This window comes from Aminobacterium thunnarium (genome assembly GCF_055390565.1).
The window spans coordinates 572285-586281 of sequence record NZ_AP042412.1 but is presented as its reverse complement, the minus strand read 5'-3'; the positions used below and the strand labels follow the sequence as shown (position 1 = coordinate 586281).

The following is a 13997-nucleotide window of genomic DNA, read 5'->3' as shown; positions in this document are numbered from 1 at the left end:
ATAAGGCACATATTGCAAGTCTTAAACTATATATATGGTGCCGAGGCGGGGACTCGAACCCCGACAGGCTAAATGCCCACTAGAACCTGAATCTAGCGCGTCTACCAATTCCGCCACCCCGGCTTCTCTTATCACGACGGTAATTGTAGCAAGGGCCAGCCGCTTTGGCAAGCTTTTTTTACTACTCTTGACCAGCAGCCCTGCACAAACGGTCTCTCAGAGCAAGACCAATTCCTACTCTTTCTGGCCACTCTGCAACGATAATATCGATATCTTTTTTCTCAAGAGTTCGAAATGCCGCAAATAAACCGTGGGCATAATATTCGGGACTCTTGAATATTATTTTTTCAGGGACAGTAACTGGCGGCTCTTTTATACCTATATATCCAATTTTTTTACCGGATACATCTTTACTTTGCCAAATTGAATCGTCCTTCCATAAAAGAAGGGGGACTAATGGAGCATAATGACGATAACGTGTTCCTGGAGATCTCTTTTTCTTTGCTTCTCCGGGAACAAGAACGACATCGCCAACAACTTCTTCTATGCGCTCCACTGGCATTCCACCTGCGCGAAGAAGCACCACAGAAGGCCCAGTTACATCAATGACGGTAGATTCGAGACCTACATCAGTAGCGCCTCCATCCAAAATGATGTCTACCCCATCTCCAATATCTGATAAAACAGATGCAGCTTCAGTCGGACTTGGGCGACCACTTTTATTGGCACTGGGAGCTGCAATCGGAACTCCAGCCGCTTTAATAAGCGCCATAGCAACAGGATGAGATGGCATACGAACAGCTACCGTTTCTAATCCCGCTGTAACTGAGTGAGGAACAATAGGCTTGACAGGAAGTACAAGAGTAAGCGGACCAGGCCAAAATACATCCATTAATAAGCGAGCTCTTTCATTGACATACGCTACGTTGTCTACAGCGTCTGGTGATGCGAAATGCAATATAAGAGGATTATCTGCTGGCCTGCCCTTTGCTGCAAAAATACTTCGCACAGCAACGTCATCCAAACCATTAGCTCCCAACCCATATACAGTTTCGGTGGGAAAAGCAACTAATTTACCAGACCGTATGGCCTGAGCTGCCTCATCTATAATATTGGGTTCAGGATTCCAACGCTCAACCTTATAAACGAGAGTCTTCAACGTTGTCACCCTCTCCATGGAAAGTATCAATAAAACGTTTTCTGAAAGCTGGAAATGTTCCTTGCAAAATTGACTCCCTGGCCTCTTCCATAAGTCTGATTAAGAACCTTAAATTATGCCAGCTGCAAAGTCTTGCCGCCAAAATTTCTCCCGCTTTATATAGATGACGCAAATATGCCTTTGTAAAATGACGGCATACATAGCAATCACATGTAGGGTCTAGAGGGGTAAAATCTCGTGCATAAATCTGATTTTTTATGTTAATCTTCCCCGTAGATACAAAAACTGTACCTGTGCGACCATTTCTAGTAGGCAAAACACAATCAAACATATCTACACCTCGAGCCACACCCTCCACAAGATTGGAAGGATGCCCCACGCCCATAAGATATCGTGGTTTATTGGAAGGCATAACGTGCTGAAGCACCTCTAGCATTTCGTACATGATATGATGAGGTTCTCCTACAGAAAGTCCTCCTATACCGTATCCAGGGAAGTCAATAGATGTAATTTCTTCAGCAGAACGTCTGCGGAGATCTTCAAATACCGAGCCCTGAACGATACCAAATAATGCCTGATCTTCACGACTATGAGCAGCTTTAGAACGTTTAGCCCACGCAGTTGTTCGTATTAAAGCTGCTTCTGCCTCTTCTTTAGTGCTCGGATAGTGCAAACACTGATCAAAACACATTGCGATATCGCTGCCTAGCTTCTGCTGCACATCCATAGACCATTCAGGATTCATAAGATGTCGACTTCCATCTATATGTGACTGGCACTCCACACCTTCATCTGTTACTTTATTCAAAGTTGCCAAAGAAAAGACCTGGAACCCCCCACTATCGGTAAGAATGGGATGGTGCCAATCCATAAAGGGATGAAGTCCGCCAGCTTCTGCAACTATATCCGCTCCAGGACGAAGATAGAGATGGTATGTATTCGATAAAATAATTTGTGCCCCTATTTCCTCCAATTCAAATGGGGCCATGGCCTTAACCGTTGCCTGGGTTCCCACTGGCATAAAGACTGGTGTACGAATAATGCCATGAGGTGTTATGAACTCGCCAGCTCGGGCACCTGTAACGGGACATTGTGCCTGTAATTTAAACTCGAACATTACATTTCCCCCCATCCCAAAAGCGCACAGGAATTGCGCCATAGAATGCTTTTCAGCTCTTCTACATCAATCTTTCTGCATTTTGCAACCATGTCGTACACCTCTGACACATATGCAGGCTCGTTACGCTTTCCTCGATGATGCTGAGGAGCCAACCAAGGGGAATCTGTTTCGCACAAGAGCCTCTCTATAGGAATAGCGGCAACAATATCACGTAATTCTTGATTTTTTTTGTACGTTACAGGTCCGGCAAAAGAAAGGTAGAAGCCTAATTCAAGTGCTCGTTGCGCCTCTTCTGTATCCCCTGAAAAACAATGTATCACACCATAAAAATGAGATCTTCCACTTTCGTCAAGAACATCGAAGAGATCATCGAAGGCATCTCGAACATGGAGAATCAATGGTTTATTTACTTTCTCTGCCAGCTCAATATGCCAAAGAAGGGATTGTTTTTGTATTTCGCGAGGGGAAAGATCATAAAAATAATCAAGTCCACTTTCGCCAATAGCCAATACTTTGGGATGTTGCGCCATCGAAAAAAGCTCTTGAGGAATTCCTTCCTTTATTGTTGACGAATCGTGCGGATGTACACCAACGGCAGCAAAGAGACCGTACGACTGGTACTGCTCAGCAAGGTCTATGGCCCATTGACTCGTAGGAATATCTCCAGCCACAACAAGCATTCTTCGCAAACCTTGGTCATATGCACGCTGAATAACTTGCTCCATATCGCTATTATAATCTTCTGAATTTAAGTGACAGTGCGTATCAACTAAATAAGACACTTTAACCACACCTTACATCATTAAAAATATCGGGTTTCTCCTCAGGAGAAACCCGATAAACATATCTCCTGTTGTCATAAAAACTAACTGATGCGACACCCCAAGGGGATTTCTTTATCAGGCGTAAGAAGGGCCAAAACAGACTTATCTGCCGGACCACACGCCAAAAGCATCCCTCGGCTCTCTACTCCACAAAGTTTCGCAGGTTTCAAATTTACAACAACGATTATTCTTTTTCCCAACAACTCTTCCTGGGTGAAATGCTCTTTTAAACCAGAGACAATAGTACGCTTTTCATATCCGAGATCCACAAGCAACTTATATAGTTTTCTCGCTTTGGGAATTTCCTCAACAGAAACAATTTTCCCTACCCGAAGCTCTACTTTTGCAAAATCATCAATAGGAATTTGCTCTTCGTGATTCCCCGGATCTGGTGCATTCCCTTTTTTAGCTTCGCGTTCTGCCTTTTCTTCTTTCCATTTAGCTATATCTATACGAGGAAACAAAACGTCTCCCTTTGTAGTAAGAGTCCCTGCAGGAAAACTCCCAAAAGAGAAGGCTGGAATTCCGTGCTTTTCAGGTGTCCCTTCAAGCCCCAGCTGTTTCCATAGTTTTTCCGCTGTCCACGGCATAAAGGGAGCCACGAGAAGGCCAGTAGCACGAAGTATTTCGGCCAAAACAAAGAAAACCGTGTCAAGACGTTCCTGCGGACCTTCTTTGCCAAGTTTCCAAGGCATAGTCTCATCTATATATTTGTTTCCTCTTCGAATAAGAGCCCAGATGACTTTTAATGCATCGTCAAATGCAAAATTCGACATGCGTTCTTCAACATCAGAGAAAGTAGTCTGAATGAGAGTTTCAATCTCCTTATCAACTTCCTCAAAATCTCTATGTGCAGGAATAACACCATCTCTGAAATTCTTTACCATCTGAAGGGTTCTGTTTAATAAATTCCCCAAGTCGTTGGCGAGATCTGAATTAATTCTCTGAACCATTGCCTGTTCAGAGAAATCTCCATCATGTCCGAAGGGAACTTCTCGCAAAACAAAATATCTAAAGGGATCAACACCATAAACATCGGCCATCTCAAAAGGATCAACTACATTTCCCTTAGATTTAGACATCTTCTCGCCTTCCACAGTCCACCAGCCATGAGCAAAAACTGACACTGGAGGATTCAGGCCAAGAGCCAGAAGCATTATGGGCCAAATCACACAGTGGAAACGAATTATATCCTTGCCTACTAAATGGTGGACATTTGGCCAAAATTTACGAATTTTTTCATCGTCTTTCATATATCCACATGCCGTCAAATAGTTGATGAGAGCGTCAAACCACACATAGACAACATGCTTTTCGTCTCCAGGAACAGGAATACCCCATTTAATGCTTGTTCGAGAAACAGACTGATCTCGAACGCCACTACGGATAAAGCTGACAATCTCGTTATAGCGGCTTTTTGGCATTACGGCCTTGAGATTCTTTTCATAATATTCAAGAAGCTGATCTGCATACTTGGAGGCACGGAAAAAGTAGCTTTCCTCTTCCATTTTTTGAAGAGGACGTTTACAGTCAGGGCAGGTTTTGTTTTCTCCCATGCTGCTCTCGGGAACATATGTTTCGCAAGGAACGCAATACCATCCTTCATATGTTCCTTTATAAATGTCTCCTTGATCCATCAATTTTTTAAAAATAGCCTGAACGACTTTTTCATGACGTTCCTCTGTTGTACGAATGAAATCGTCATTGGAAATATTGAGAACTTCCCATAGCCTACGGAAATTCTCCATGGTCTTATCAGCCAGTTCTTTAGCCGTCATTCCCTTTTTTTCAGCACTCTGCTGAATCTTTTGTCCATGCTCATCTGTCCCTGTGCAAAAGAAAACATCATATCCCGTCATACGTCGATAACGAGCCATAACGTCTGCTGCAATTGTTGTGTAAGCGTGTCCTATATGAGGGATGTCATTGACATAATAAATAGGCGTGGTGATATAAAAACTTTTTTCTGACATCGTTGTTCCTCCCTTATCAATCTATTTTCTGTCGCAAGCGAATAATCCATTCTTTTACCGTGTTTTTCGCTACAGGATAATGCAGAATTATAAAATTTACAACTTCTTTCTGGGTCATGCCATCTGCTAGCATATTTTCAGCTTCTTTTTTCCACTGATCATCATCAAATTCTTTCAGCGATGGCTTATCTATTACTAAAACAAGTTCTCCGCGTATTCCTTCTTCTTCGATTTGCCGCAAAAGAAGTTCAAGAGTGGATCGACGCGCTTCTTGATAAATTTTACTTATTTCTCTCACAAGAGCTGCTGGTCGGTTCCCGAAAATTTGAAGAATATCTGCTATATGTTTTTTCGCTTTATGGGGTGACAGATAAAAAATAAGCGAGTACACATGAGATTTTAAACTTTCAAGAGCTGCTCTGCGCTCTCCCTGTTTATCTGGGAGGAACCCGTAAAAAGTAAAAGGATGTGTTTCAAATCCCGACTGAATAATAGCTGGTACAAAGGCTGTTGCTCCCGGAAGGACATCGATTTCTACATCACAAGCGATAGCTGCCCGAATAAGGACACTTCCAGGATCCGATATTCCTGGCGTTCCGGCATCAGAAACAAGAGCAATATTTTCTCCTCTTTTAAGCCTTTCCACAAGCTGATCTGTTCGCTTTTGTTCGTTATGAGCATAGTATGAAATTGTCGGAACATGGATTTTATAACGTTGCAAAAGTATCGCTGTTTTTCGAGTATCTTCACAAGCAATAATATCTGCATTTCTCAACACTTTTATGGCTCGCAATGTTATATCTTCGAGATTTCCTACAGGAGTAGGAACTACATAAAGAGACATATTGTCACTCCCTCTCTAAAGAATAAGCGGCAAGAAGTTCAGGCGTAAAGTTTCCTTTTTCATCGTAAATATAGAGAGGTGGCTCTATTATCACGCCTTTTCCGGCAGAACGAACTGCATCAACTAAAAAAACCGTGGCTTTTTTCCCTGGGTAAGGATGAACCATTCGTATACGCTTAGGTTCAAGCTTCTCATTAACGAGAGTAGAAACAACTTCGGCTGCTCTTTGTGCTCTAAAAACCATAAAAAGATGACCTCTATTTTTCAATATAAAACGAGCTGCCTTCACTACGTCCAATAAGGAGCAATAAAGACCGTGTCGGGCTGTTGCATCACTAAACGAATCCTTCCACCGACTTCTATCAGATTCGTCGTAAGGAGGATTCGTCACAACTATATCAAAAGATTGGGGAGCATACATCTCTCTAATTGCACGCAAATCACCAACAGAAAAAAGCGTACGCTTATCTAACTCATTTTCTTGGGCATTTCGCTTTGCTAGGTTAACCAGATCTTGTTGTATATCTATTCCCTCTATAAAAGGCACCTCAGGTAAGCGAAGCGCCAACAGAAGAGAAATCACTCCTGTTGCGCAACCAAACTCAAGGATCTTATCTTTTTTACGAGCTTTTACAAAGGACGCTAGAAGAATAGTATCAACTGTAACGCGAGGCCCATCCACTGGCTGCCACGCCTTTAAAGCTCCGTAAAGAACATTGTCTCTTGTTATCTTTATTCCGTCCATTCGTCAAGATGTACTCCTATCACTTTAGAAAGTCCGGGCTCATCCATAGTTACTCCATATAGAACATCCGCCCGTTCCATGGTACTTCGTCTATGAGTCATTGCCAATATTTGCATGTTTGCTGCATAATCAGTAACCAAATCTACAAAACGCAAGAGATTATACTCATCCAGAGCAGCGTCAACCTCATCAAGAATAGCTAAAGGGACTTCTGCTACTTCCATCGTTGCAAAAAGCAAGGCTATAGCGGTCAAAGACTGCTCTCCACCTGATAACTGTGTAAGATTTTGCAAACGTTTACCGGGAGGACGAGCAAAAATATCCACACCCGCTTCCCACAAAGAAAGGCCTTCTTCTAATTCTAGGTGAGCTTCCCCTCCGCCAAAAAGTCTTTGGAACAAGGAATTGAAGCGTTCATCAGTGCTTTTTAAGGCCTCTCCAAACAAGATTCCTACACGTTCATCCGTATCTCGAATAAGTGCTTTTAACTCCTTTATGCCTAAATGAACGTCTTCTATCTGTTCTGAAAGAAATTTTAACCTGTTTTGCAACGATTCATTTTCTGAAAGAACACCTAGGTCATACTCTCCCAGTTCTCGAACTTTCTTTTCAAGACGTCTTACACTTGCAAAGCTTTCCTCTTCGTATTCCGATATTACATAATCAGTTTCTGGATAATGGTATGTATCTTCCCATAAAGAAATGATCTGGTTGAGTTCAGTTTGTGCAGAATCTATTTGTCGTTGACAATCTTTTAATTTTTCCTCTTCAACTTGAACTCTCTTTTGTGCTTGTACACTACGTTGCGAAAGAAGGGCTATTCGTTGAGTGAAATCAGTATTTTCTTTCAGAAGTTTTTCACAGCTATAAACTATTTGTTGCTTTTCTTGCCATAGCTTAAAAGAGTTCTTTCCCAGAACCTGAAGTGCAGAAAAACTGTTCTCTATGTTAATGGCCGCTTTTTGGATATCATCATTAATCCATTGTAGCTTTTCATTACGTTGAGCAATCTCTAAGTCGATACGACTTATGAGAGTTTTAATAGATTTTACTTTTTCACGAAAGACTGCTTCCTCTCCCTTTTCTATGGCAAGTTTCTGCTCAAGTTCTGTTTCGTCTGGCAAATCGCCAAAAGAAGCTATTGTTTCTTCTAGCCTTTTAATTTGATATTGAATATTTTCATGTTCTTCTTTTATTTGTTTAACTTCTTTAACTAACAGGGAATATTCATTTTCCAAACGCACTTTTTCTTCTTTTTGACGATCAAGCTTAAAGGAAATAGAGGAAAGTTGTTTTGCCATTTCTTGCTCCTCTTTTTTCCACCGCTCTTTATCTTCAGCAGCCAGCCGTTCTTCATCTTCAGCCTGTTGCAAAAGGGCAACAATTTTTTTAAGTTCTTCTCTGTGAATATTAAGATTTTTCTCTAATTCTTCAATTTGAAGACGCCTCTCAATGGCTCCTCCTGATTTACGAAATTTTCCACCGCTTACGCTTCCTCCAACAGTAAAAACATCACCATCAAGTGTCACCATGGGAAAAGAAGCTCCTTCTCGTGAGAGAGCCATTCCTACGCTGTATTCTTCCACAATAAGGAGATCACCTAAAAGATGTTTAACGGCTATTTCCCAAAAAGGATCTGGCGAAATAAGTTCTGTAGCCCATCCTACTATTCCCTTCTGGGGGAGTCTGACTGTATAATCGGGGCAACACGGATGGCAACGTTCTAGAGGAAGAAAGGTAACACGCCCTGCCTTTTTCTTTTTTACCAGCTCTATTCCCTGTGCTGCATCTTCAAAGGATTGGACAAACAGCCAAAACTGACGCCCACCTAGATAGGCTTCTAAACACGAAGCGAGCCTCTCTTCACATGAAAAAGACTCCGCAGCCATTTTCACTTTAAGAGGCAATTTCCCTAATTTCTGCGCAGCCAGCACTACTCGAACAGGTTCCGGATAAAGTCGCTGTTCTGTATTTTCGAGTAGTGCATCAAGCTGATTTTCTAATGCTCCTACATTCTTTTTAAGTTGTGATAGTGAAGAAGCTAACTGCTGACACTGACTATAAGCTTCTCCATGTCGTTCTGTCGCCTTCTTATGGGCTATTTGAACAGAATCAAACTTTTCCTTGCCCTCTTCAATATCCTTCTCTATCTGCAACAAAGCTTCATTTGCTATTGACATCTCACTGGCGTTCTTCTCAAGTCGCTCTTGTCTGGCCTGTAACCGGGAACGAAGTCTTACTTCTGTTTCCTCCATTTGAGAGTGTTCATCTATACTTTTCTGCCGGAGTTCTCGCTCTGTCTGAACAGTAGAGCGGAGATCCGAAAGTTCCCCTGATAGAGTTAAGACCGCTTTTTCCTTATCTTGCAAGGAAGAGAGTACTGTTTCATACTGTTTTTTAGCATCGAATGCCTCTTTTTGAACTCCTTTAAGAGCCTGTTGAACACCTTTTCTTTCTTTATCTTGAGTTCTAAGATGTTCACGAGCTGATTTTACAGAAAGAGCCGTTGTAAAACACTGACGTTTCAGCGATTCTCTCTGCACTCTTAAAGAAGCTATTCTTTCAGACATCATTCGTTGCTGACGTTCATAAGCTTCTACTAGACCTTGATAATGAGCCCAACCATCTTCCCAAATGTTTTGCCATTCCCAAGCCCTGTTTTTACGTCTTTCCAACGCATCAATATGACACTGAAATGAAGATAGCTTTCTCTCTAAAAAGGCACGTCGGGAAAAGTAGTAATAACGACGTTTTTCTTCTAGCTCATCTAAAAGCTCCCGAGCCTTTGCAGCGATAACAACTAGAGGCGCAATTTCATCACGACGAGTTGTTAATTCAAAAACTAAAGTCTCTAAACGCGTCAATTCTTCTGTCGCCGATTTTAACTTTTGGCTCGCATCTTCTCTCTTTTTACGATATTGATCAATGCCAAAAAGAGCCTCTAATACAGCCCGCCTTTGCATCGGCCTCTGATGAATTGCTTCTGCCACTTCACCTTGGCCTATAAAAGAAAAACGTTCGCCTTCTAAATGCCACTGACGTTTCACATCCTCTAAATCTTGCAAGCGAATCCGCATTCCATCTACTGCAATAACCGATCCAGTATCAGAGGCGTAATCTCTTTTTATGGTACAAATCTTCGGATCTTCTCTAAGAGAAAGAGCTACCTCCGTTGATGTAGCAGGCTGAAGACTTATGCTTCCCTGAAAAAGAAGATCACTTTGTTTCGTTATTCTAAGACACGTAGGGCTACCCTCTCCAAGTACCCAGCGCAGCCCATCTAGTATATTGCTTTTACCACTACCGTTAGGACCTACAATAGCTGTAAAACCAGGAGAGAAGGTTAGTTCGTGAGTTCCACCGAAACTTTTAAACCCCTTAAGACGAAGTCGTTCGATAAACACGAATCTGAGCCTCCCACTGCTCCATTTGTTCTACGCGACGCTCTACTATGTCTATTGGCCCCTGAACATCAAGCCTGAACTTTTCCCAAGCAAATTCTGAAGCCGCTACTATGAAGATACGTCTTTGCAACTCTTCTTCCCATAAGGGGAGATACGTTTCTGCAATATATTGAGCAATAGCAGGGTGTGCTTCTAAAAGCATAGCCTCTGACTTGTTCGAAAGAGCTACTTTTCTCAAAAAACGTTTGACATGCATAGCTACTGTGTCTTCTTTCAAGACCCAGCCATACCCTCCACAGAAAGGACATCCACGGGTCATAACGGATCGCACATCTGGGCGAGCTCTCTTTCGAGTTATTTCAACAAGACCTAATTGAGATACTCCAAAAATCCTTGCTCTATATCGATCGTTCTGAAATACTTCGTCCAGTCTATGAAGCAGTTTCTGCCTGTCTTCTTCATATTCCATATCTATAAAATCAATAACCACAATTCCGCCAATAGCTCGCAGTCGAAGTTGGCGAGCTATTTCATCAGCAGCCTCCAAATTAGTATCAAGAACTGTATGGCGCAAGTCAGTATCTCCCACATATTTTCCTGTATTTACATCAATGACAGTGAGAGCTTCTGTATGATCAATAATAAGATACGCACCAGATCGAAGCCATACTTTTCGATCAAGAGCCGTTTCTAACTCTCTCTCGATTCCATAAAAATCAAAAATAGGGGAATTTCCTTCATATAAATTAACATCAGGCTCTTTACCGTTCATAATGCGTTTCAAATATTCATTAACTTTATGAAATTCTTCTTCACTATCTATTACTATTTCCCCAACGTCTCCAGTCAACTCGTCTCGAAGCACACGTCCAACAAGACCTATGTCTCTATAGATAAGACATGGAGCTGTCTGGACCTCCGCTTCGTGGCTAATTTCATTCCACAAATCCAAGAGAACATGCAAGTCGTGAAAAAGAGCTTCTTCCTCTACTCCTTCCGCAGCTGTACGGATAATTACACCAAAGCCTTCTCCTTCTTCTCTCAGCTTTTTGGCAATGGAGCGAAGACGCTTTCGTTCGTCTTCATTCGATATTCTTTTAGAAACACCTGTTTCCTGTCCATCGGGAACCAGAACAAGATAACGACCAGGCAAAGAGATTCTGGAGGTCACTCGTGCACCTTTATTTTTTCGAGCTGCCTTAACAACCTGAACAACCACTTCCAAATTAGGCTTTAAATCAAGACCTTTGGCATCATTCAAATATAAGAAAGCGTTACGTCCATCGCCCAAATTTACAAAAGCAGCGTGGATTCCAGGTAAAACACTATCAACTCTCGCCTTATAGATTTCACCTGTTTTCTGACGTTCCCACATCCGTTCTACGAAAATATCAACAAGCCGCCCCTTTTCAAGGATGGCAACCCTCATTTCCTCAGGATCTAAAGTGTTAGCAATTATTTTTCTGTCTGTCATCATATAACATCCCCCTGAGGAACTACAGGGTCAACATCTGTTCCGTTCCATACCCCCACAGCGGTACGGACAAGATGCACATCAGGCCAGCCTTTTACATAGTCAGCCTCAACTATTCTTTTCACCAAAGAACCCGCGCCAAAAGCAAAAGGCGAGCCTAAAACAAGTTTTAAAAAAGCTCCATCTCTGGAACTATGCATTATCTTCTGAGGCAAGAATATTCCTTCTTCCACATCATCAACAAATCTATCAAAATTCAAAGGAGAACGAAAAGACAGCAAATACCCCGATGCATCGCAGCTTTTACTTAAAGAAGGTCCTTCATAAATCTGTGCACCTGTTATTGTAAAAGCCTCTGGAATACAGCTATTCCACTGATATAAAAAATCGTCATTCCAAGAATCAACCCACATATCAGCAGGCTCTGCAAGCGCTACAACACCTACTGGAAGTTCAGGACCTAAACTTATTCGAGGTCTTGGTGTAAACCCTTCTGTCAAAGCAAAAACTAAACCTGCTCTTCGTCCTGATCTATACAAAAGCTGGGGCATAGCTATATGGGGGATAAAACATCCCCGTCCCCTTTTGGCATAGGTAAGCCTTACTCGAATCATAGTAACGATCCCCCTTTAGACCACTGGCAGCCATTATTTTGCCAACCACATCCATGGCAGTGAGACCAACGACAATCTGGGGTAAGCTGCTTTTTTACTGCTTTTTCATGCTCCGACCATAAAAATGCACGAGATACCCCTGTATCAATATGATCCCAGGGAAGATGCTCACTATGAGATCTTTGACGTGTTGTATAAAAAAGAGGATCTATATCGTTTTCTTCAAAAGCACTAAACCATCGTTGAAGGGAAAAAGTTTCACTCCACCCATCGAATCGAGCACCCTTTCTCCATGCACTTTCAATAACTTTTGCCAAGCGACGATCGCCTCTGGCAAAGACACCTTCAAGAAAAGTCTGCTCTGGCTCATGATACTTTAATGACACACGGCGATTATAGATTTGATGTTTTAAAAACTGACCTTTTTCTCGAAGTTCATCAATAGAGTTTTGTCGTTCCCACTGGAAAGGCGTATGCCCCTTCGGGACAAAACCAGCTACTGAAACAGCAATATTTACATTTCTTTTACATGCCTTACCAATCGACAAAGCGTGAAGAGCAATATCAATAATTCCTTTTAAATCCTCCTCTGTTTCGGTAGGAAGCCCCATCATGAAATACAATTTGACTCTATTCCAACCATGGTTGAAGGCAGCATTCAATGAATTATCAATATTTTCTTCTGTTACTCCCTTATTAATAACGTCTCTAAGTCTCTGCGTACCCGCTTCAGGAGCAAAAGTCAAACCGCCACGACGCATAATTTCAAGGTTCGCAGCTAAATCGACTGAAAAGGAATCCATTCTTAAACTTGGCAAACTCAGTTTTACACCTTTCTCGTCAAGGAAAGGTGCAACATCGTTAAGCAATGTGTTGAGGCCAGAAAAATCACACGAGGCTAACGAAACCAGGCCAACCTCCTCCCAACCTGAGGCAAGAACAAGTCGTTGTATTATTTCTTTTATTTCTTCAGGGGTACGTTCTCGCACTGGGCGGTAAATTATACCTGCCTGACAAAAGCGACATCCTCGCGTGCATCCTCTGAAAATTTCCACAGGAACTCTATCATGAACAATTCCTGCGGCAGGAACAATAAGACTATCCGGGTAAAAAGCACCACGAAAATCTTGTATCACTTGCCGCTTTATAGGCAATGCTTGATGAACAGAAGAAAAAGAGACTCCCTCTTCTCCATAGGTAACATCCACAAGAGAAGGAACATAAACTCCCTCTATCCTTGACAATGCCAATAAGCGTTCATCTCTCGATAGCCCCTTTGTTTCAGCTAACACATCAACCATCTGGAGAAGTGTAATTTCTCCTGCCCCAAGACAAAAAGCATCAATAAAAGGCGCTATTGGTTCTGGTGTTAAAGCCCCAGGCCCCCCGGCAAAAACAATAGGGTCACTTTCCCCTCTCTCTTCTGAATAGAGAGGGATTCCTCCTAAATCAAGCATTGTTAATATATTAGTAAAGCTTAATTCATATTGAAGGGTAAATCCTACGGCATCAAATGTAGATAGAGGACGATCTGTCTCTATAGAGCCAAGCAACAGATTGTTTTTCCTCAACAGATCTTCCATGTCAATCCACGGACAATAGGCACGCTCCACATCAGCCCGTGGAAGATGCTTAAGAAGGCTATAAAGTATCTGGAAACCAACGTAACTCATTCCTATTTCATACACATCAGGAAAGGCCAAACAAAAACGCACAAGAGATGGATCTGGCTCTTTAGGCTTTACCGGTCCCCACTCGCAACCAGCATAGCGCGAGGGACGGGAAACCTGTGCCAAAAGAGGCCACAGCGCATCCTCAAACTCAGGGAATTTCATATAAT

The 13997-nt window shown here is 42.2% G+C and carries 10 protein-coding genes and 1 tRNA gene; all 11 read right to left on the bottom strand.

All coding sequences use genetic code 11. From position 1 onward, the window contains the following. Window positions 1–35 precede the first annotated feature (35 nt). The 11 genes from ACZ5GY_RS02805 to ACZ5GY_RS02755 all read right to left on the bottom strand — a co-directional run bounded on the left by ACZ5GY_RS02805 (window position 36) and on the right by ACZ5GY_RS02755 (window position 13992). Window positions 36–123, bottom strand: a tRNA-Leu gene (locus ACZ5GY_RS02805). 58 nt (window positions 124–181) lie between these two features. Then, window positions 182–1168 carry an L-threonylcarbamoyladenylate synthase gene (locus tag ACZ5GY_RS02800; RefSeq protein ID WP_307879493.1) on the bottom strand — a complete coding sequence of 329 codons (987 nt, stop codon included), beginning with the start codon at window positions 1166–1168 and terminating at the stop codon, window positions 182–184. Continuing rightward, window positions 1140–2276, bottom strand: coding sequence for a tRNA guanosine(34) transglycosylase Tgt (tgt, locus tag ACZ5GY_RS02795; protein WP_213691620.1), 1137 nt, complete (start codon window positions 2274–2276; stop codon window positions 1140–1142). Before tgt ends, ACZ5GY_RS02800 begins: the two co-directional genes overlap by 29 nt. After that, window positions 2276–3061 carry a TatD family hydrolase gene (locus tag ACZ5GY_RS02790; RefSeq protein ID WP_213691621.1) on the bottom strand — a complete coding sequence of 262 codons (786 nt, stop codon included), beginning with the start codon at window positions 3059–3061 and terminating at the stop codon, window positions 2276–2278. The genes tgt and ACZ5GY_RS02790 overlap by 1 nt, the downstream gene beginning before the upstream one ends. A gap of 83 nt (window positions 3062–3144) precedes the next feature. Next, complete coding sequence (metG, locus tag ACZ5GY_RS02785) at window positions 3145–5076, bottom strand: methionine--tRNA ligase (protein WP_213691622.1); 1932 nt, start codon at window positions 5074–5076, stop codon at window positions 3145–3147. 16 nt (window positions 5077–5092) lie between these two features. After that, a complete protein-coding gene (rsmI, locus tag ACZ5GY_RS02780) occupies window positions 5093–5920 on the bottom strand; it encodes a 16S rRNA (cytidine(1402)-2'-O)-methyltransferase (RefSeq protein ID WP_213691623.1) in 828 nt (275 codons plus the stop codon). Between the two features lie 4 nt (window positions 5921–5924). Next, a complete protein-coding gene (locus ACZ5GY_RS02775; protein WP_213701119.1) occupies window positions 5925–6665 on the bottom strand; it encodes a tRNA1(Val) (adenine(37)-N6)-methyltransferase in 741 nt (246 codons plus the stop codon). Beyond that, window positions 6653–10069, bottom strand: coding sequence for a chromosome segregation protein SMC (gene smc, locus ACZ5GY_RS02770; protein ID WP_464111977.1), 3417 nt, complete (start codon window positions 10067–10069; stop codon window positions 6653–6655). The genes ACZ5GY_RS02775 and smc overlap by 13 nt, the downstream gene beginning before the upstream one ends. After that, window positions 10044–11543 carry an Rne/Rng family ribonuclease gene (locus ACZ5GY_RS02765; RefSeq protein ID WP_213691640.1) on the bottom strand — a complete coding sequence of 500 codons (1500 nt, stop codon included), beginning with the start codon at window positions 11541–11543 and terminating at the stop codon, window positions 10044–10046. The genes smc and ACZ5GY_RS02765 overlap by 26 nt, the downstream gene beginning before the upstream one ends. Next, window positions 11543–12157 carry a DUF2344 domain-containing protein gene (locus ACZ5GY_RS02760; protein ID WP_213691626.1) on the bottom strand — a complete coding sequence of 205 codons (615 nt, stop codon included), beginning with the start codon at window positions 12155–12157 and terminating at the stop codon, window positions 11543–11545. The genes ACZ5GY_RS02765 and ACZ5GY_RS02760 overlap by 1 nt, the downstream gene beginning before the upstream one ends. Next, window positions 12154–13992, bottom strand: coding sequence for a TIGR03960 family B12-binding radical SAM protein (locus tag ACZ5GY_RS02755; RefSeq protein ID WP_464111976.1), 1839 nt, complete (start codon window positions 13990–13992; stop codon window positions 12154–12156). Before ACZ5GY_RS02755 ends, ACZ5GY_RS02760 begins: the two co-directional genes overlap by 4 nt. Between the last annotated feature and the right edge of the window lie 5 nt (window positions 13993–13997).